Source organism: Persicitalea jodogahamensis (assembly GCF_014651615.1).
Classification (GTDB): Bacteria; Bacteroidota; Bacteroidia; order Cytophagales; family Spirosomataceae; genus Persicitalea; species Persicitalea jodogahamensis.
On sequence record NZ_BMXF01000001.1, the window covers coordinates 1,455,460 to 1,474,297 of the forward strand.

The following is an 18,838-nucleotide window of genomic DNA, read 5'->3' on the forward strand; positions in this document are numbered from 1 at the left end:
AGCATGACGTTTAAGAAAATCATCGGAAAAATTCACCTCTGGCTCGGTCTAGGTACCGGGCTGGTGGTGTTTATCATCGCCATCACCGGTTGTCTGTACGCTTTCCAGGCCGAAATTCAGGATGCTACGCAGCCCTACCGCTTCGTGGAGCCCCAGTTGGCCAACTACCTGCCGCCTTCGGTGCTGAAAGGCATCGCCGAAAAGGAGCTTCCCGACAAGCACCTCCACGCCGTGGAATACGGGCTGCCGGGCAAGGCCGCACAGGTGTACTTCTACCATTTCGAGCCTTCATACTATTACAGCGTATACCTGAACCCCTACACGGGTGAGGTATTGAAGGTGAAAGACATGGATGCCGATTTTTTTAGGATCGTACTCATGGGCCACTACTACCTCTGGCTACCTCCCGCGATCGGACAGCCGTTGGTGGCGTCAGCGACGTTGATTTTTGCCATCATGCTCGTTTCCGGAATTGTGTTGTGGTGGCCTAAGAATAAGGCCGCTGCGAAGCAACGATTCTGGCTGCGCTGGAAAGACGGGTTGAAATGGAAGCGTAAAAACTACGACCTGCACAATGTACTGGGCTTTTACTCTTCCTGGTTTGCGATCGTCGTTACCCTCACGGGGCTGGTGTGGGGATTTCAGTGGGTAGCCAAAAGTACCTATTGGAGTCTGGGCGGTGAGAAGTCGCTGCTTTACGAAGAACCTCTTTCGGTAAAAACTACCTCTCCAATTTTGAGCACCCACCAAACTCCCGCCATCGACCGGGTATGGGCGCTGCTACACAAAGAGCATCCCGATGCTCAGCGGCTGGAAGTACACGTACCCGAAAGCGATACCTCGGTGATCGCGGCCAACGTCAATCCCGATGCCGCTACCTTCTGGAAAACCGATTATCGCTATTTTGACCAGTATAGTCTCAAAGAACTACCCGTCGATCACGTGTATGGTCGATTCAAAGATGCCCGGCTGGCCGACAAAGCCATTCGGATGAATTACGATATCCACGTGGGAAGTATATTTGGATTACCGGGCAAAATTCTGGCCTTCCTGATCAGCCTGACTGTCGCCAGCCTGCCCGTCACGGGTACCCTGATCTGGTGGGGGCGCCGCAAAAAGGCACGGCTACCCCGACCTAAAAAGAGGGCAGGGCAGAAGAGGAAAGAAGTGGAGGCGTAAGGTAGTTGGAACCCTTCTCGTACTGAAAAGAATTGAGGAGAAAATCAGGTGTCGTTTGGCTGAAAATGCTTCCCCATGCAGCTGATGTTCAATCTATCTTGCGCCACGAGCCGGTTGCCTGCATATTTATCCTTGATTCTTACTTCAAAACTACCTTCGCTACTACGGGCTGATGGTCGGATGGGTACCTTTGCTCTTTGGCGTCAGTCAGCACGCCGTATTTCTGGACCTCAAAATCTTTACTCACAAAAATGTAGTCGATGCGATTGGTCATCGGGGCGTCAAACTTGAAGCTGTTGAAAGTACCCTCTGGGCCGTAGGGTGGTTGCTTGGTCACATTATGGGCATCTTGTAGAATGGTCTGCATGGCCTGAATCTGTTCCGTTTCGGGCGTGGAGTTGAAGTCACCCACACAGATGGCGGGGGCATTTTTCGCAATCTCCTTGATTTTCTTCACCATCAGTTTGCCGGATTCCTGCCGGGCCTTCACGCCCTGATGATCAAAGTGAACGCTGAAAAAGTAGAACTGCTTCTTCGTTTTCAAATCCTGAAATTTGGCCCAGGAGCAAATCCGGTTGCAGCAGGTAGCGTCCCAGCCCTTGCCGGGCACGTCGGGGGTTTCGCTCAGCCAGAAATCTCCGGAATCAAGTACCTTGAAACGGTCCTTGCGGTAAAAAATCGCCGAGTGTTCACCGGCCTGCTTGCCGTCATCTCGGCCTTTTCCCAGAAAGGAAAACTCTTTCAACTCCGCCACATCGTCCAGCTGCCCGCGCAGCGCTTCCTGCGTACCGAACAGGTCAAACTCATGGTACTGAATCAGCGACTTCACCATTTCCTTGCGGTTGGGCCAGGCATTCACACCGTCGTTTGGGGTATTGTAGCGCAGGTTGTAGCTGGCTACGTTGATGGGCGTGTTACTCTGGGAATAGGTAGTCTGCATGGCGCAGAGGATTAGGAACAGGAAGAAAATACTGGTTTTCATGAAAGAGTTTAGCGATTAAAATAGGGGAATGTGTCACGCAAATTAAGGGAATTTGGGCGGGATAAGGGTGTTAAATTTGTTTGAAGTTGCGAGGAGAAGCATGGAACCAAAGTAAGCGATGTGGTAGGCCGGGTTTTAGCTACAACATCAGAGACTGACATTATTCTCCTACTTGCTTCAACGTTGCCTGAATTAGTTGTTCACTCAATCGGAAGTCAGTTTCCTCTATTCTTTCTAAAAGAGGTCTCACCAATGAAATATATCCCTGCTGCTTGGCTTGTGCAAGTACGCCCAATGTTCCGGTAATGGACAGCCCCAAACGCATCGCAAGTTTTCTTCCTTTTAATTCGTCGATAATCAGCAAGCAGTCTTCTTTTTCCAATGCCAAAGCGATCGCACTCGCTTCTCCTTTGTCAAGAGTGGCTTCAAGTACCAACTGGTTTTTGCTGTCGGTGGGGCTTTGCACACGTATCCATGCTGGCAACTCATTGCCAAATTCCTCTACAACAGTTTGGGTCGTGATCACTTCTCCAAAAAGTTTTTCCAACAGATGTAGCTCGCCAATTTTATCCAGAAGAATCAGGCAACTGGTGTCAGATACGATAGTTGCCGGCATTTTCTATGTCATTTGCTATCTCACTGGGGTCATAATTGAAAACAGATACGTCATACCTGCCTAAGAGTTCCATAAACGTTCTTTTGCTGTAACCAGCAAGCTCAGCAGCCTCTCCAAGGGTAAGTTTTCCCTGCTCATAAAGCTTGGCTGCCAATAACATGGCTGCTTCACGATTGTCAAGATCTAGCGTGTCGGGTATCTGCAATGTGAGTGTTTTCATTTATTAAAGATAATAAAGTTATAGGGAAGGTCTGTGAACTACTTGTCGATAACGGTTTTTTAGGCTTCGAGAAGTGGTATTAATTAGGAGTAAGCAATATCGTAAATTTTTAGTTGTCCCCACGTTGTGCGCAGTCTTCCGAAGGAAGACTGCGCACAACGGAGTGTTTTATTTTCCGTAATACTTGTTAAAAATTGAACTTAACGCTTCCAAATACATTTTTTCACTTCCAGCTCGTTTAGATGCATTTTTTATTCCTACTTCAAAAATGCCGTCAACAGATTTACCATAAGCATTTTTGTCTCTAATCGTCGAATGAGGGAATCCATAAAGGATATAATGTAAATCCGTATCAAGAAGTTCTTCCAATAAGAAATAAAGTTCCTGAGCTTCTTTATATGTTAGTTTTCTAAATACCCATTTTGAGCATAATTTTGTTGCGCGTTCTATTTCATTCCAAGAAAAAGGTTCAGGATTCGTCCAGACTCCTTGAGGTATGGAATATTCAGTCATAAATTCTTTGCCTTTTTTTGCAACCAATAGTTCATCCCAAGGGTTTCTATCATTAAATATTTCGTCTGATACATACCAGTTATAATACTCCTGTTGATATAGGAAGATACTTTTAATTCTTTTTTCTAAATCTAAATAGTATTTGTTTCGTCTATCGTCATTACAATCGATTAGATATTGTATTCTTTCCAGAATTAAATTAAATGATGTATTTTCTATTTTAAATCTCTTTTCTATTTTTTCAATTGCAGAATTGATATTTTTTGAATTAGTAGATATTGCAAGTTTATCTACCATTAGAGGTGAAAAGTTAAATACTTCCTCAACAGTAAGGTCGAGCCAAATTGGTAAAATTAAATTCTTATCAGTTATAATTTCTTTGTTCAGCAGAGCTTCCAACTCCTTTTTAGTCCATTTTTTTATAAAAAAACTTTTGCTTAAAACAATTATCCCATATAATGATTTCTTTATTCCGTAGGATATATTTTCAATGAGCGAATCACCTACTTCTAAGGACATCTCATCGTACCATATTTTATACCCCTTAGAAATTAGACTTTCAGCAAATGGTCTTACAAATGCGTCCTTGTCTTCCGATGCATGGCTAATAAAAAAGTCGTATTCGTATTCTTCTTTCATGAGATCTGTTCCAAAATTTTTTACAACTTATAAATATGCGAAAGTTTTGTCATACTTTTTGAATTTATTCACAAAATGTACATCTACTAACCTACTCAGTAAAATACCCAGAATACAAGGTACTCCCTTCGTCGCTTCCTCACATCAAACTGGCGCTAAATGTTATCGAACGGTAGGTCGCCTTTGTACCCCTCGCGGAAGGACTGCAATCTTGCCAGGAAAGGCTCTCTACTTTACTTTCTTTGGCTTCGCCGCCTCTTTCGTCATCGTATAAGGCAATTCCCATACGGTACCCTTGCTATCTCCAAAGTACATATGCGATGGGCTGAGTTTGCCGGGATCGCCGTCGGCCCAGAAGTAGTAGAACGGATCGTGGCCATCCACCACTTTCCGAATGTAGTTGTGGTTGCGGGGGCTGTTGTGGGTGATTTGCTTGGCGCGCGTCCAGGTTTTTCCCTGGTCGGTGCTTTTCCATTGTACTACCTCGCCGCCGCCGCCCCAGGGTTGGGGCGTGTTCTCGGTCGGCGCTACCACCATCCAGATATTGCCTTTTACAAACAAACTACCCATGTCGTAGTTGTGGTCGGAAGTCGTGACGGGGTGGTTTTCCCAGGCGGAGCCATTCCAGTGCGCTACGGCCCACTGGCGCAGGCCATTTTTTGGGCCGGGCTGGTGGCCGGGACCGGACAGGTACAGGGCGATGGGGTTGCCTTGCTCGTCAAAATTCACATCCTTGACATAGACGTTTTGTCCCTGACTGAAAAATTCCTTCACCAGCGTCGGCGAGGCGACATCCGTTACCGGAACGGCTATTTCTTTGCCGTCGGCCGTCGTCCAGGTTTTGCCCATGTCGGTAGTTTGCAGGTAGTACAGATTGGTCCGTTTGTCTACGTCGCCGTTGGGGTGCCAGTTGAAAAAAGTCACGACCTTGTCGCCCAATTGCCCACTGACCTGATAGTGCCCGGCGTTTTTGTCTTCGGGACGTTTGATGCCCGCCAGTTTCTGGTCCTCAGTCCAGGTGACGCCGTCGGGACTGGTTTCGAAGTACAACTCCCGCACGCCGGTGTACTTGGTGAACAAATGCAGAAAACCTTTGCCCGGAATGTACTTGGGCTGGGGGTAGGTCATGGTTTCTTCGGTGATCTGATCGAAACCGTCGATGCTGTACGGCTGTTTGCTGCGGTACTTGAAGCCGGGGCGGCCATTGCCCCGGCCACTCACAAATACCCACAAGTACCCCTGCTCGTCCATAGCGAGGCTTGGATTATCGTGCGGGTCGTCCACGCCCTGTTTGTCGTACACTACCGTGGGGCGCGAAACGGTCTTTTTTTTGTGATCGTAACTACCGATCATGCACAGCAGGTAGCGGTCATTCTCGCCGGTGGTACCCCCGTATACGAAGAACGTTTTGTTCACCTTTGGCGCGTAGATGGCTAGCGGAATATGTTTGGCGGTGTAAGTACCCAGTCCGCCCGAGTATTTGTCGCCGTACTCGGAGAATTGCCCCAGCGTAAACCAGATCCCTTTGTAGCCGTCGACCTGCTGGTTGTTGCGGTTGGGTGGGTTTTCGGTTTTTTGGGCAAATGATAATTGAATTGAAATGAGAAAGGCCGTAGCCGCCAGAAGAATTTTCATGAAACCAATTTTAGAATGATGTTTTATACCTGCGTCCACAGCTCTTTTACTTTTTCACCGGCGTGAACATACTCAGATCCCATTCCTTGTACCAGTGCAGTTCCATCTTGCCGTCTTCGGTAATGGTAATCGGCAGAAAAACGTACTGGGAATCGGGCCGTCCGCCGCCATTCCAGCGGTCGCCCATGTAGAGGTAGGCATCCTTGTAGCCCGGAATTTTAAAAATGTAGCAGGGCTGGGAATTAAAAGAATTGTTGCCCGCATCGCCCACAAAAGGATTGCCCTGCTTGGTATAAGGTCCCAGGATATTTTTGGCGGTATAGTAGGTCGCGGGATTGGGCGTCCAGCCGCTGCACCCACTCGTGAGGAGGTAGTACGTACCGTTTTTCTTCAAAATACCGGGCCCTTCGCAGTGGGCCTCGATGTCCACGTCATTCGTGGTGGTACTTAGGTAGTCGTCGGATAACTCCACCATGCGGATGGTGCGGTTGGTGTGGTCGGCGGCGTAGCCGATGTAGGCCTTCTTGGTATCGGGTTCCAAGTACATCCCGATATCGCGCGACTCGTGGCCATTGGGTCGCTCGTGATGCTGCACCACGAAAGGCCCGGTCGGTTTATCGCTGGTCGCCACGCCCAGCTCGGCGACGGTGTAGCGATTACCGTCATAATGAAACCACATCACGTACTGCTGCTTTGCCGCATCGTACACTACCTTGGGACGCTCAAAAATTTCGATTTCCCCTTTGTCCAACACAACCCCTTCGTTTTTCCAGTTGTACAGGTCTTTCGACGAATAGCAGGAAGCACCGCGGGGTTGTCCGCGGTGCTCGCCGTACCAGTAATAGGTTTTCAGGGAATCCACATAAATGATATTGCCACCGTGGCAGTCGATGTGCTTGCCGTCGGTATCGAGCCACTCGCCGCCGGGCTTGAAGGAAGTATGAGGGGTGGGTTTTTGGGCGAAGGAGGGTGCCAGGGATGCGATTACGCAAAGTACCAGGAGAACTGGCTTGATACGGAAAGCCATAATTTTTGACTTCATCATAAGAGGATAAATAAGACTTTTCAGGGAGCAACAAGCGAGTAGCTTTGTGCTGCCGTTCGGATTTTCTTTGCTGATTCCATAGCCTAAAAGTCTGTAACCTCTCATTCCTCCCCATGGCCGAGCACCCAATAAACGCGCAACCCAGCGACGGATATCGCTGGGTTGCGTGCATCAGAGCCAGGAATTATTAAAAATTATAGCGGAGCGTAACGCCGAATGTCCTTTGGTCGCCCAAAACGGCCGCGTACTGTCCGGCGCTACCCGAAGCGGGTAACAGTTGTTCAAAGTAGTTTTTGTCCAATAAGTTACGAGACCACACCAGCACCGATATGCCGTTGGAGGCACGAAATCCGAGCCGGCCATTCAGGAGCGCGTAGCCATCAATGTTGAGGTACCTGGAAGGGGAGGGGCTTGACGAAAACGAAGAACGGTAGTACGTATCCAGCGCGACGAAATACCGACCCTTTAAACTGATCAGCTTCCCGGAGCCCGAAAACTCCCCGCCAAGCGAGCCCGACCAGCGGGAAATGCCGGGCAATGCGCCGCCCGATATGTCCTTATAGGCAATCTCTCCGCCCACTTCTTCCAGCGGCACGGGCGCATTGGTAAACGAAACGTACTTTCCATCCGTGTAAGCCCCCGCACCATTAACCGTAAGGTGTTCACTGACCCGGATATTTCCGTCCAGTTCTGCGCCCATTACCCTCACGCGCTCCGCATTGGCCAGGTAGCCCCTATTCACACCGGGTTCGGCGGTCTGCACCTGGGTCTGGTAGTCCTGAATGTCGGTGTCGTACACCGAAAAATTCAGCGTCGCCTGCGGGAGCGGCCGGGTCTTTATTCCCATTTCGTAATGCGTGACGTACTCGGGCTTGATCTTGGCCAGCTCGGTAAGTACCTTTCCGTTGGCGCTGGGCAATCCCCCCAGGTTGACGCCGACGGGTTTGTAGCTATTGGCATAGGTAGCATAGGCATTTACTGCTTTGGAAGCTCTATAAGCCAGAGTCAATTGCCCGGAAAAGTTGCTCTCGTCCACCTGCACGTCAAATTGCTGATTGGAATAAACCGTATTTTTTATCGCCAGCAAAGCCGGGTCACTGGTCTGCAGTCCGCCGTAGGTTTGGCGGTTGTACGCGGCTTCCTTCTGGTCATAATTAAAGCGCAGACCCGACAGAAGGTGCAGTTTGTCGGTAATAGACCAGTCCAGCTGTCCGAACGCGGCCCCTCCGAATGATTGCAGACGCGAGGTAGTCTGGATGCCGTACCCATCGAGCAGGCCGGGTGTCCGCCAGAGCGGACTGGTGGAATTCTGGGCAAACCGCCACTGGGCGGCACCGGATTCTTCGGTCTGGTAGGGGGTACTTTTCAAATCCTGCCAGATGGCAAAAACGCCGAGCACCCCACTGAGCCGCGAGCTCAGGTTTGCGCTGTAACGAATTTCCTGCGTCCATTGCTGATGGCGGGAAGGTGCCTGAGATAGTGTGATTACCGGCAGACCCGTAAAGTCACGGTCGTTAGAAGGGGCCCAATTCCAGTACCGCCAGGCGCTAATGGCCGCGAGGGTACCCGGGCCAATCTTCGCCTCCACGTTGAGCGAAACGCCGCCCAGTTCACTTTTGGAACGCCAGGGCGTGTCGTGGTCGATGATCCGGTCGAAAGGATTGGTGCTGGGAAGGGCGTAGTTCAGGTCGGCAATAATGTTGTTGAATTGCCGGTAAGGTGCTCGTTTAGTGGTAACTACCCCGGCAATTACCTGCGCATATCCGTTGGGATTCTGGCGGGAATTATCGGCCGCCAGAGTGATCTTGACATTGTCGGAGGGTGTGTAGAGCAGCTGTCCTCTGGCTCCCAGGTTATTCAAGTCATTGACCGAACTCTGGGTAGCTACATTGTAGAGCAATCCGTTGCGCTGCGTAGCGGAGAAAGAAATCCGGCCCGCCAGTTTCTTGCTCAAAGGTCCCGTCAGGGAGGTTTTGGCCTGGATATACCCAAAATTCCCGTAGCTGACCTCGAAGCTGGCCCCCGGCTGAAAGCTGGCAGCGCGGGTGGTAATGTTGAAGGCGCCAGCCGTGGTATTCTTGCCGAAGAGTGTTCCCTGCGGCCCCCGAAGTACCTCGATCTGCTCGATGTCGATGAAATCAAGCGTTGTGGCGGCGGGACGGGCGTAGTACACGCCATCGACGTAGAACCCAACGCCCGGATCGATTCCGTCGTTGGTGAGGCCGAAAGTCGAGCCCAAGCCGCGGATATTCAGGGTAGTATTCCGGGGATTGGACGAGTAGAGTTGCACGGTAGGTACCAGTTCTTTAAGCCGGTTCACGTTAAAAGCTCCGGCATCCTCCGCCGTGGCACCGCGGATGACCGAAATAGGAATGGGTACTTCCTGCGATGATTCCGGACGTCGCCGCGAGGTGATCAGCACATCGTCGAGCTGGTCCGCAGCCTGTTCCAGCCTTACTTCCACCGGACTTCCTGTGATTATGATCTCCTTTTTCTGATACCCCACGTAGGTGGCCACCAGCGTGAAAGGTAGTTTTTGACCCGTCACGAGCGTAAACTCGCCATTGGCGTCGGTCACGGCGCCATTGGTAGTGCCTTGAATAACCACCGAGCAGCCGGGGAGCTTTTCATTGGTACGGGCATCGAGCACTGTGCCCGAAATGGTCGCATTGATGATCGGTGCCTGTTGGCCAAAAAGAGGAGAATGGACTGCAAAAAGGCCCAAAAGCAGAACCAGTAGCTTCTTATTCATGATTTAGCTGTAAAAAAGTGGTGGGTACATTGATTGTGTAGAACCTATGAGAAGCACAAATGTAATAATAGTCTATAAAATTTATAGACTTTATAGACTATTATTATTCATCAAGGTGAAATGGCTGAAATGGCTTACTCTTTCCGTAGAATCAGGTAAAGCAATACAGCGAGCAGCAGAGTGTAAAAAGCCAGGAATTTTTCGAAAGTAGTTTTGGCAAGAAGGTTACCAAGCGTATTCAGCAGAAAAAAGAACAGAAACGCCCACAGGGTTATCCGTAAAGGTTTTTCCGGCAGGCTGTTTCTGATTAAATTCTCCTTTGCCAATAGAACAAGGATCAGCAGGCTATTGAGTGCTATGGAAATACCGCTCAGGAGGTACATCTGGGCATCGTTTTCCAGCCTGCCGCCTCCGACAATTTCATAGGGAATGACTTTGGCTATAATACCGGATTGAAATACAATAACCGGTATCAGTAAGGCAATCAGGATCTTAGTCGCAGTGCTCTGAGTGACGTTCAGCTTCATAAAGCCGTGAATAGGAACGGGTATCTCACCAAACGATGATCCGCTCGCTTTCGGGTTTGTACATTTTGTCGCCCGGCTGCACGTTGAAGGCTTTGTAAAAAGGCGTAAAATTCATCAGCGGCCCGTTCACCCGCCATTTGGCCGGGGAGTGCGAATTGGTATTGACGTACATGCGCATGAACTCATCTCGGGTTTTCACCCGCCATATCCGGGCGATCGAGATAAAGAACCGCTGATCGGGCGTGAAGCCATCCAGTTTTGTATTGCTTTTACCCTGCTCGGTCAGCTTGAAGGCATCATACGCGATGGCCACGCCGGCAATGTCGGCGGTATTTTCGCCCACGGTCAAGGCTCCTTTCACGTGCACGGAATCGAGTACGGTAAACTGGTTGTACTGGTCGATGACCTGCTGGGTCCTGGCTTTGAACTTGGCATAATCTTCGGGTTTCCACCAGTTAGTCACGTTACCTACTTTATCAAACTGGGCGCCTTGATCGTCGAATGAATGCGTTATTTCGTGCCCAATCACCATACCGATGCCGCCGTAGTTCAGCGCATCATCGGCATTCACATCGAAGTAGGGAGGTTGCAGGATGCCCGCCGGGAAGACTATTTCATTGAGCGGAGGATTGTTGTAGGCCGTTACCGTGGGCGGGGTAGTATGCCACTCCGTCCGATCGACGGGCTGGCCCACTTTTGCCAGGCTGTAGAGATACTCGTTCTTCGTAGCCGCCAACCGGTTCTCAAAGTACGCGTCGCGTTTCACATCTACCTTCGAATAATCCCGCCATTTATCGGGGTAGCCGATTTTCTCCGTGAAGGCATACAGTTTTTCTTTCGCCTTGGTTTTGGTAGAGTCGCTCATCCATTCCAGGTTGTTGATGCGAGCCTCAAAGGCTTTTTCCAGATTGGTTACCAGTACTTCCATGCGTTTCTTAGCTGCTTCGGGGAAGTACTTTTTTACATACAACTGGGCCAGCGCATCGCCGATCGAACGATCCACCGCCTGCGTCATTTCTTCGGCCCGCGTTTGCTTCACCGATTGTCCGGTCAGAATTTTGGCGTACGCAAATGATGCATCCACAAAGGGCTGACTCAGGTAGCTGGCGTAGTGAGCCAGTGCATTGGCTTTCATATACACTTTCCAGTCCGAGATTGGAACCGATTTTAACATCGTATTCAGCTTATCGTAGTAAGCCGGTTGCCTAACGTTGACCGAATCGACCTTTACCCCCAGATCGTTCAATACTGTGGGCCAGTTCAGGACCGGTTGTTTTTGGGCCAGATCCGCGACCGCCATTTTATTGTAGTTGGCCTTGACATCCCGGCGTTCGATATTCGTTTTGTGGGCGGTAGCCAATTGTTTTTCCAGCTCGTAGGCCACGGCCGCATTTTTCTCCGCCGCTGTCGCTCCGGTTCCTGTCAATGTAAATAGAGTCGTCAGGTAGTTTTTGTAGGCTTTTTGAATCCTGCTGGTTGAGGAATCGGTCTTGAAATAATAATCCCGATCCGGCAGACCGATCCCGGTTTGGGAAAACTGGGCGATATTAATGGTACTCTGCTTGTTATCGGGACCTATGCCCAAGCCAATGATGGAACCATCGCCTACTTTGTGCTCTTCCACCACCAATTTCAACAACGAAGCCACATCCTTTACGGCATCAATGCGGGCGAGCAGGGGTTTGATGGGCTCATACCCGCGTTTATTGATAGCCGCCATGTCCATGCCTGATGCATAAAAATCACCTACCTTCTGTTCGATACTGCCGGGCTTGTTGGGACGGGCGGAAATACTATCCAGAATCCCCTGCAAACGCACGCGCTGCGGGTAGTTCATAAACGAGTACGAGCCTACCCCCGTCTGGCTCGCCGGGATTTTGATGCTATCGTACCAAATGCCGTTGGCGTAGGTAAAGAAATCATCGCCGGGCTTCTTGGTGGCATCGATGCCCGTTAAAACTACGCGGTTGGTATTCTGTGCAGAAACAAGGCTACCGGTTCCGGTCAACAGCAGGGCAAGTGCGAAAAGTAAAAATTGCTTCATGAATTGGTAGTTTATTGATATGAATTAGTGGGTACAAGGGATTCAATCGAAATCGTTGGGAAAGATAAAAATTATGCGGAGAAAAGCGATACAAGGAGCATGGGGGACAAGCATCCTGCTGATTATTTGTCTTTGGCAGATATTCACTTATCTGCCGAATCACACACAACCTGCGACGAGGTAGTACTATTGAATTATTCCGACTAATTGCGCAAAACTTCTTGGTGAGACAATCTGACAAGAACCGAAATTTTTCAGAATGAGAAGATCTTTGTCGCCAGTGATAAGGTAGTGAGCTTGGCCATACTCGGCCAACTGAAGGACGTTGTTATCATCGGGGTCACGACATAGAGTTGGCAACGGATTATCTGGAGTCAGTAGCTTGAAAGCATGTCGAGTAAAATCCGTTATCCGGCTGATCGTCTCTTCGTCAAAATGGTAATTCCGATTCTTTTTTCTGAAAGCCGGACTATTCAACTTGGTATGGAATTCTGTCAGAAGCCATTCGGAGGTAATTGGTTCATTTCCTAGAATAGCATAATTGAGAACAGCCGCTGAAAGTCCAGATTTAAAGAATAGAGCAGATAGAAGTACGTTGGTATCCAATATAATGACCACAGCTTCTATGAGATGGTATCGAACAAATCCTCCTCACTGTCAAATCCAAACTCAGCAGCTTTTCCATCCAGCTTATCTTGCAGTTCGGACAGTTCGGCCATAAGTAGAAACCTCCTCAGAGATTCTGAAAGGATATCGCTGACCTTTACCTGCTTCTTCTTCGAATATTGACGAACGCGGGCCAGAATTTCGTCTTCCAATTCAATCGTTAGTGTACTCATAGCTTTTTTTTATAAATATAGCGAACGCTTTTGTAATACCGAAACCAGTAAACGGCTGCGACTGACCGCGCCTACGGGCAACCGTCACGAGGCGAATCATCCCGATCACATAGCAGGCGCAACTCGGCTAGGGTTGAGGCGCGAGCAAGCACGTCATGCGCTTTTTGTCTTTCGCACTATTTTTACAATACGGCTATATATGATTTCCGCCAAACTCCAATCGTATCCGGCAAAGTTGGTTGTATTATTAAACTGAATGACTACCGTGTCGATGTCTTTGTGGTATTTGGCAATACTCTGGTAGCCAGGCAACAGGCCCGTATGTTCGTACGCATAAATGGAGGAATAGATTTCCTGTTCTCCTTCATTAAATACGGAGCCATCGTTTAATGCCCTCAGAAACAGGCCCACATCCTCTGCCGTAGCTACCATGGAGCCGGCCGGGCTTATAAAATCATTTTGCTTCAGATCGTCGTCATACCCTACATAATACCCGCCCATTACGTCGTCTAAATCTACCTCACTAAGCAAGCTATACGTATGATTCAACTTAAGTGGGATCAGGATTTCTTCCTTGATATAACGATGATGGCTATGCTCCAATGTCTTATCAAGGATTTCGCCTATCAACAGATAATTCGTATTTGAATAACTATATTTTTCATCAGGTTCAAAGTCCGCAGACTTATTCAATATCAATTCTAGATTATCTCTGTTAGCTTTTGGCGGGGACTCCCAATAGCCAGGGGTATCGGTATAATTGGGAATGCCGCTCCGATGCTGCACCATCATTCGTAAGGTGATTTTATCCGCATTTTCAATTTTCCCCACGAGTTCCGGTAAGTATTCAGCGAGTGTTTTATCCAAGGACAAACGTCCGTCTTTGACCAATTTTGCGACCGCAACCGCAACATATAGTTTGCTGATACTGGCAATCTTGAATAAGGCGCGCGGGTTGGCAGGTACTTTATTTTTTCGATCGTGCCAACCCGCGGCGTAGTACTCCGGTGGTTTTCCTGCCTGATCTACGTACACGATCATTCCGTCAAACCCATGGTCGATGGCCTCATCGACTTGTTCCTGAACCGTATCAGGTAGTGGTAAAATCCAGGCCTTTACCAGAATCCACGGTACGAAATATAGGGAGCCGATGCTGGCAATAATAAATAGTATTCTGAGTAGTTGTTTTGTCTGCTTCTTTGTGATCATGATATATTTATTTACATACAATGAGCTACAAGATCTTGCCTGCCGATTTAGCTTTTGATTCTATGCTGGCGCCAATCGTTAAGCCAAGTACCATTCCGATGGACATACCCAGCGCTATACCCATGGATCGTTCGAAACTCGACAAGAAAATAATTCCGAAAACAATTCCAAATGATAGCCCTAAACCAATGCCTCGACTGACGTAATATCCTTTTGGAATTAGTGAGAACGTATCTTTTAGATAGGTTTCAAATCTACTTAAAGATTTACTGATGTATTTCTTCCTATCCTTTACATGTGTTTTTAGATTTAAACTTTCAAGTTCTGTTTTTATGGACTGAATTTCGGCCTTTGAGAAATCCCTTTCTATCAATTTCGCCAGAATAGAATTAAATTTTTCATAAACTTTTATTTCCGATTGTCTAGTTGTCTGGCTTTTTAAACTTTCAATATAGTCAGAAGCTTCCTGAATGGTCATAATATGTAGGTTAGACTTATGTTAGGGGTAAAGGATCGATTTATAATCAGATAAATCACTGTTAAACAAAAAGTTATCCCCACAATACAATTATTAATCGGGTACTGCTAATTTATTATTGTGGGGCTCTGTTAGATGTAACCTTGAATTAGGATTTTACTGACCCATCCATTTGGCTGTGTCTGCCATCCAATTGCGTACACTCAACAGCGTGTACATCGCTGACTGCCCGATTACCTTCAATACCCAGCCCTCTGGGAGGGAACACGCTCAGAGCGTGGCGACGGAACACTACAAAGGACGAATGCTCCGGTTCAACTAAGAGTTGAATCAACGCCTGATTGACAATCAGAGTCAGCAGCGGGTTGCAGATGTACCACCCGGTTGTAAAAGTGAAGCAACGGTGTCGGCTAATCGTCCCGCTTACAAATTTGGGTAGTCAGGTAGGGGATTAGCTGACATGTTCATTGTGGGGTCAAATTATTCAACCGGGCAAACGCCCGACTCAACCAACTAAACCCGTCATTGAGTCCGATTTAGTTTCGGGGGTGGCGCACCGGGGCCACCTTTGCATCAGATAGTAACAACAACAATCACAAAAAACAACTGATGTATAGTATGAAAAAAACAATCCTATTGATGCTGGGTCTGGTAGCCGGAACCGCATCGTTCGCCCAAAATTCCAACACCCAATCTTTTTCTTCCATCGAGCCGCTCGTTCACGTAGTAGCCACCAACAATCAGAAAGTCAGGTTGATGGTTCAGCCAGAAGCTTCGAAGGGGAAAATTGCTCTTTTGGATGAGCGGGGCCACTCGCTCTTTTCTGAAACGGTCGCCCTGAATGAAGGCATCATCCAGCAGTTCGACATAGCCCAACTGGCTACGGGAAAGTACCTTCTTCGGGTCTCAACCCCCACGGGTACCGTGACCAAGACCTTCATCATCCAGCCCGTACCCCACGAAACGTTCGTGGTACTTGAATCGTGAGAATGAGTACTTTCCGGGAAATGCCCGTGTAGCAACCGACTCGCCGACTTGTTCTTGGCGGGTCGGTTGCTGTTTTGTTGGAGCGGCTTTTGCCTGATGCCGGCAATGGCTGGACTATGTTATCGCCCACAGTCCGGTTTGGTAGATTACTCGCGGGGATGGTATTGGCTGCTTGCTTATTTTGAGCACGCACACTTCCTTCGGAAAATGTACGCCCAGCGACCTAACGCAAACACGGGGGTACTTTTGAGGGTATCAGGTTTAAAGTCTTTACCTTTGAAAGGCGGGAAAGTCAACGCTTTTTCAGCTTAACACAACTTAACGATACGTCCTGGCTCATGGTCAAGCGCATTCTGACATGCTCTGTCTATTCTCCTGTTTTTACTATCTGCTGTTTTCTCATGGGGTTTGTTCCCGATAGCCGGGCGCAACTCATCATGGACGACATGACCGACACGACGCAGTACAATCGGGGGCTCTTGTCGCTCTACGAAAAATTCAACCGCCTGCGCATCAGCGGGTATGTCCAGCCCCAGTTCCAGGTAGCTCAAGCCAAGGGAGCACCCAGTTTTAATGGCGGCGACTTCCCCGATGCAGTCAACAACCGTTTTTCGTTACGCCGCGGGCGTTTGCGACTCGACTACACGCACGTCAACGTCGAGGGATTGCCCACGGTGTTCTTCGTGTATCAGTTCGACGGTACGGAGCGTGGCTTTTTTACCCGGGATTTTTTCGGACAGGTATTTGAAAACAAATGGAGCGTCCTCAACCTCACGGCGGGGATCTTCCCGCGTCCTTTTGGTTTCGAGGTCAACCTGGGTTCGGCCGACCGCGAATCGCCCGAACGGGGGCGCATGTCGCAGCTGCTGATGCGTACCGAGCGCGACGTGGGGGCCATGGTTTCGTTTCACCCGCAGCGTAAAGCGCATCCGCTTTCCTTTCTGAAAGTCGATGTGGGCGTATTTAACGGCCCCGGCCTTTCGGGGACTACCGACTTCGACAGCTACAAGGATTTGATCAGCCGGATATCCGTCAAGCGACTCTCAGTGGCCCCGTCGGTGCAGCTTTCGGCCGGAGCTTCGCTGCTGTACGGAGGCATGCAGCAATTTACCAGAGAGATTTACCGGATGAAGGAAGGGCGATTCGAGGCGGATATTGCCGACGAGAATAACGGACAAATCGCCCCGAGGCACTATTTCGGAGGCGACGTACAATTCTATATCAAAAATCCGCTGGGAACGACCGAAGTACGGGCCGAGTACATCGGGGGTACCCAAACCTCCACCCGCACCACGTCCGAAACTCCATTCGCGATTCCCACGCTGAACGGCACCTCCGCTCCGGTCTACATCCGTCCGTTCGACGGGGCTTATTTTTATTTCCTGCACTCGCTCAAAAATCCGAAGCACCAGTTCGGAGTCAAGTACGACTGGTACGATCCCAACCGCGGAGTCGCTGGGACGGATCTCGACGCCGGTTTTTCGGGAGCCGATGTGGCTTTCCGCACTTTGGGGTTCGGATATAATTCTTACATCAGCGCCAACCTGCGGCTGTTGCTTTGGTATGAGGTAGTCAGAAACGAAAAAACGACGCTGGAAGGGTACCGCAGCGACATCAAAGACAATGTAGCCACCTGCCGTCTTCAATTCAGGTTTTGAGTAGGGAACCTTTGCTTATTCAGGTATTCGCGCAACTGCAGCCGCTGCAAACGCGATGAGACACAACGGAAGACTACGAGTCGCAGGGGGGCAAGTGCGAGTATTTTTATTTTTAGTATTTTTGGGAAAACGCCAACAACATGAAGCAATTAATTCTCACACTCCCTCACGAACACGATGTGGATTGGCTTGTCCCAATGCTGGCCCGATTGGGCGTGCAGGCAAGGCCGCTCGAAAGGGTCATTTCGTCTAAGGACGAGGACATGCATCGGGCTATCGTCGAAGCAGGCGGCGATGACCGGGAAGATTTTGACTCCTATTTGACTGATTTTGAGCAAAGTCGTCAGGATCGAGCTTTGCCATTTCGGAATTAAAAGGGAGACGTATGTATTTGATTGACAGTAATCTGATTATTTATTCTTCACAATCAAAATTCGCCTATTTAAGGCCGGTGATCCTCCACGCAGAGGCAACCGTATCTGAAATATCGCGTTTAGAGACACTTGGTTACCATAAAATCACTCCCAAAGACGAACGCTATTTCAATAGCCTCTTCTCCTTAACAAGAACACTCGAAATTGACTTATTTACAATCAACAAGGCGATTGACCTAAGGAAAACCAGAAAAATGTCTGTCGCCGATGCAATCATAGCCGCAACTGCGCTGCTCAATGATTGCGAGTTGTATTCCCACAATGTTCAGGATTTCAGCTGGATCGAAGGGCTACGGATCGTTGATCCTATTCTGAGAAATGGAACTGATCAGCCCCAAGAATCTTGATTAGGAAAATATCCATCCTCTTGAAGGTATTCGCACGGTCGACCACAGCCGTTGCAAACGCGCCGGGATGAGCGCTCCTATTACAAGTCCGGGCGAGCGGTGTTCTGAGTAGAGAACCTTCCTTTGCTTATTCAGGTGTTCGCGCAGCCGCTGCCAGTTCCTAGAATGACATACTCTGTGAATCCAAACAATTGAAGACCGGGGGGAGCGCGCTTCTTTTTATCAATGTATGCTTTCCTTATTTGTTGTCTTCAAACCATTTTTCAATAGAGGGCATGTTTCTCTCAAATCCACCAGGAATAAAAAAATTAAGAATTCCGGATTTTTTGTTTGTCCTGTTTGCAAAATCGTGAATAGTTTTGGAAGGAATTCTTAAAAACGTTCCTTTATCAACATTCACCCATTTGTCGCCAACAAGTACAGACGTAGTTCCTTCAATACCATAAAAAACTTCGTCGTTCTCTTCGTGTTGGTGTGCACCTGGCCCGCCGGAGTTTGGTTCGAGCCACCATTCTGAAATACTGTATTTGTTAGCCGTTTCAGCTTCATCTGCCTTAAATACTGCTTTCATTGTTCCGCAATGATAAACTCTGCCTTCACCTGATTTAAGGATAATGGTGTTTGTTTCGTCTCCCATATTTTCTATTTTAAAGGGTTTCTGCTATTTCTGTCTTGGTTATATTGTCACTAATATATTCCATAATTACTCGCTCCATTCATTCAATAGGTGTTTT

Annotated in this window: 20 protein-coding genes; 6 read left to right on the forward strand and 14 right to left on the reverse strand. The window is 48.7% G+C overall.

Annotated features, from left to right (window positions below; translation table 11 throughout):
• Positions 1-3: 3 nt before the first annotated feature.
• Positions 4-1,179 (forward strand): PepSY-associated TM helix domain-containing protein, encoded by a 1,176-nt coding sequence (locus tag IE117_RS05965; RefSeq protein WP_189563394.1) that lies wholly within the window; start codon positions 4-6, stop codon positions 1,177-1,179.
• Between the two features lie 139 nt (positions 1,180-1,318).
• Here IE117_RS05965 and IE117_RS05970 read toward each other — a convergent pair whose 3' ends face one another.
• The 13 genes from IE117_RS05970 to IE117_RS06030 all read right to left on the reverse strand — a co-directional run bounded on the left by IE117_RS05970 (position 1,319) and on the right by IE117_RS06030 (position 14,678).
• A complete protein-coding gene (locus tag IE117_RS05970) occupies positions 1,319-2,161 on the reverse strand; it encodes an endonuclease/exonuclease/phosphatase family protein (protein ID WP_189563395.1) in 843 nt (280 codons plus the stop codon).
• 160 nt (positions 2,162-2,321) lie between these two features.
• Positions 2,322-2,777: a PIN domain-containing protein gene (locus IE117_RS05975; protein WP_189563396.1), complete on the reverse strand. Its 456-nt coding sequence runs from the start codon at positions 2,775-2,777 to the stop codon at positions 2,322-2,324.
• On the reverse strand, positions 2,755-2,997 hold the full coding sequence (locus IE117_RS05980; protein WP_189563397.1) for a UPF0175 family protein: 243 nt from the start codon (positions 2,995-2,997) through the stop codon (positions 2,755-2,757). The genes IE117_RS05975 and IE117_RS05980 overlap by 23 nt, the downstream gene beginning before the upstream one ends.
• Before the next feature lie 168 nt (positions 2,998-3,165).
• On the reverse strand, positions 3,166-4,149 hold the full coding sequence (locus IE117_RS05985) for a toll/interleukin-1 receptor domain-containing protein (RefSeq protein WP_189563398.1): 984 nt from the start codon (positions 4,147-4,149) through the stop codon (positions 3,166-3,168).
• Positions 4,150-4,377: 228 nt separating this feature from the next.
• Positions 4,378-5,784 carry a BNR-4 repeat-containing protein gene (locus tag IE117_RS05990; RefSeq protein ID WP_189563399.1) on the reverse strand — a complete coding sequence of 469 codons (1,407 nt, stop codon included), beginning with the start codon at positions 5,782-5,784 and terminating at the stop codon, positions 4,378-4,380.
• A 46-nt stretch (positions 5,785-5,830) separates the two neighbouring features.
• Entirely contained in the window at positions 5,831-6,829 is a 999-nt protein-coding gene (locus tag IE117_RS05995) for a glycoside hydrolase family 43 protein (RefSeq protein ID WP_229580395.1), read from the reverse strand.
• A 187-nt stretch (positions 6,830-7,016) separates the two neighbouring features.
• Complete coding sequence (locus IE117_RS06000) at positions 7,017-9,581, reverse strand: TonB-dependent receptor (protein WP_189563400.1); 2,565 nt, start codon at positions 9,579-9,581, stop codon at positions 7,017-7,019.
• 134 nt (positions 9,582-9,715) lie between these two features.
• Positions 9,716-10,108 carry a hypothetical protein gene (locus IE117_RS06005; RefSeq protein WP_189563401.1) on the reverse strand — a complete coding sequence of 131 codons (393 nt, stop codon included), beginning with the start codon at positions 10,106-10,108 and terminating at the stop codon, positions 9,716-9,718.
• 25 nt (positions 10,109-10,133) lie between these two features.
• Entirely contained in the window at positions 10,134-12,152 is a 2,019-nt protein-coding gene (locus IE117_RS06010) for a M13 family metallopeptidase (protein WP_189563402.1), read from the reverse strand.
• Positions 12,153-12,338: 186 nt separating this feature from the next.
• Positions 12,339-12,770: a putative toxin-antitoxin system toxin component, PIN family gene (locus IE117_RS26525; protein ID WP_374757951.1), complete on the reverse strand. Its 432-nt coding sequence runs from the start codon at positions 12,768-12,770 to the stop codon at positions 12,339-12,341.
• A gap of 5 nt (positions 12,771-12,775) precedes the next feature.
• Entirely contained in the window at positions 12,776-12,991 is a 216-nt protein-coding gene (locus IE117_RS06020; protein WP_189563404.1) for a DUF6364 family protein, read from the reverse strand.
• 153 nt (positions 12,992-13,144) lie between these two features.
• Positions 13,145-14,200, reverse strand: coding sequence for a serine hydrolase domain-containing protein (locus tag IE117_RS06025; protein WP_189563405.1), 1,056 nt, complete (start codon positions 14,198-14,200; stop codon positions 13,145-13,147).
• A gap of 25 nt (positions 14,201-14,225) precedes the next feature.
• Positions 14,226-14,678 carry a hypothetical protein gene (locus IE117_RS06030; protein ID WP_189563406.1) on the reverse strand — a complete coding sequence of 151 codons (453 nt, stop codon included), beginning with the start codon at positions 14,676-14,678 and terminating at the stop codon, positions 14,226-14,228.
• 178 nt (positions 14,679-14,856) lie between these two features.
• Here IE117_RS06030 and IE117_RS06035 point away from each other — a divergent pair, with 178 nt between their 5' ends.
• The 5 genes from IE117_RS06035 (at position 14,857) to IE117_RS06055 (ending at position 18,104) form a co-directional block, all read left to right on the forward strand.
• Positions 14,857-15,000, forward strand: coding sequence for a hypothetical protein (locus IE117_RS06035; RefSeq protein ID WP_189563407.1), 144 nt, complete (start codon positions 14,857-14,859; stop codon positions 14,998-15,000).
• 296 nt (positions 15,001-15,296) lie between these two features.
• The gene (locus IE117_RS06040; protein ID WP_189563408.1) at positions 15,297-15,665 is read left to right on the forward strand and encodes a T9SS type A sorting domain-containing protein; all 369 of its coding nucleotides are present in this window, start codon (positions 15,297-15,299) and stop codon (positions 15,663-15,665) included.
• Between the two features lie 401 nt (positions 15,666-16,066).
• Entirely contained in the window at positions 16,067-17,323 is a 1,257-nt protein-coding gene (locus IE117_RS06045) for a putative porin (RefSeq protein WP_229580398.1), read from the forward strand.
• Between the two features lie 140 nt (positions 17,324-17,463).
• Entirely contained in the window at positions 17,464-17,697 is a 234-nt protein-coding gene (locus IE117_RS06050; RefSeq protein ID WP_189563409.1) for a hypothetical protein, read from the forward strand.
• Positions 17,698-17,708: 11 nt separating this feature from the next.
• Positions 17,709-18,104, forward strand: a complete 396-nt coding sequence (locus IE117_RS06055; protein WP_189563410.1) for a type II toxin-antitoxin system VapC family toxin — start codon at positions 17,709-17,711, stop codon at positions 18,102-18,104.
• A 238-nt stretch (positions 18,105-18,342) separates the two neighbouring features.
• On the opposite strand, the gene IE117_RS06060 is transcribed toward IE117_RS06055, so the two are convergent.
• Positions 18,343-18,741 carry a cupin domain-containing protein gene (locus tag IE117_RS06060; RefSeq protein WP_189563411.1) on the reverse strand — a complete coding sequence of 133 codons (399 nt, stop codon included), beginning with the start codon at positions 18,739-18,741 and terminating at the stop codon, positions 18,343-18,345.
• Positions 18,742-18,838 lie beyond the last annotated feature (97 nt).

What these genes read in the sequence shown, in the direction of transcription:
- IE117_RS05965 (WP_189563394.1), top strand. Translation starts at nt 4, where the DNA reads ATGACGTTTAAGAAAATCATCGGAAAAATTCACCTCTGGCTCGGTCTA.
- IE117_RS05970 (WP_189563395.1), bottom strand. Translation starts at nt 2,161, where the DNA reads ATGAAAACCAGTATTTTCTTCCTGTTCCTAATCCTCTGCGCCATGCAG.
- IE117_RS05975 (WP_189563396.1), bottom strand. Translation starts at nt 2,777, where the DNA reads ATGCCGGCAACTATCGTATCTGACACCAGTTGCCTGATTCTTCTGGAT.
- IE117_RS05980 (WP_189563397.1), bottom strand. Translation starts at nt 2,997, where the DNA reads ATGAAAACACTCACATTGCAGATACCCGACACGCTAGATCTTGACAAT.
- IE117_RS05985 (WP_189563398.1), bottom strand. Translation starts at nt 4,149, where the DNA reads ATGAAAGAAGAATACGAATACGACTTTTTTATTAGCCATGCATCGGAA.
- IE117_RS05990 (WP_189563399.1), bottom strand. Translation starts at nt 5,784, where the DNA reads ATGAAAATTCTTCTGGCGGCTACGGCCTTTCTCATTTCAATTCAATTA.
- IE117_RS05995 (WP_229580395.1), bottom strand. Translation starts at nt 6,829, where the DNA reads ATGATGAAGTCAAAAATTATGGCTTTCCGTATCAAGCCAGTTCTCCTG.
- IE117_RS06000 (WP_189563400.1), bottom strand. Translation starts at nt 9,581, where the DNA reads ATGAATAAGAAGCTACTGGTTCTGCTTTTGGGCCTTTTTGCAGTCCAT.
- IE117_RS06005 (WP_189563401.1), bottom strand. Translation starts at nt 10,108, where the DNA reads ATGAAGCTGAACGTCACTCAGAGCACTGCGACTAAGATCCTGATTGCC.
- IE117_RS06010 (WP_189563402.1), bottom strand. Translation starts at nt 12,152, where the DNA reads ATGAAGCAATTTTTACTTTTCGCACTTGCCCTGCTGTTGACCGGAACC.
- IE117_RS06020 (WP_189563404.1), bottom strand. Translation starts at nt 12,991, where the DNA reads ATGAGTACACTAACGATTGAATTGGAAGACGAAATTCTGGCCCGCGTT.
- IE117_RS06025 (WP_189563405.1), bottom strand. Translation starts at nt 14,200, where the DNA reads ATGATCACAAAGAAGCAGACAAAACAACTACTCAGAATACTATTTATT.
- IE117_RS06030 (WP_189563406.1), bottom strand. Translation starts at nt 14,678, where the DNA reads ATGACCATTCAGGAAGCTTCTGACTATATTGAAAGTTTAAAAAGCCAG.
- IE117_RS06040 (WP_189563408.1), top strand. Translation starts at nt 15,297, where the DNA reads ATGAAAAAAACAATCCTATTGATGCTGGGTCTGGTAGCCGGAACCGCA.
- IE117_RS06045 (WP_229580398.1), top strand. Translation starts at nt 16,067, where the DNA reads ATGGGGTTTGTTCCCGATAGCCGGGCGCAACTCATCATGGACGACATG.
- IE117_RS06050 (WP_189563409.1), top strand. Translation starts at nt 17,464, where the DNA reads ATGAAGCAATTAATTCTCACACTCCCTCACGAACACGATGTGGATTGG.
- IE117_RS06055 (WP_189563410.1), top strand. Translation starts at nt 17,709, where the DNA reads ATGTATTTGATTGACAGTAATCTGATTATTTATTCTTCACAATCAAAA.
- IE117_RS06060 (WP_189563411.1), bottom strand. Translation starts at nt 18,741, where the DNA reads ATGGGAGACGAAACAAACACCATTATCCTTAAATCAGGTGAAGGCAGA.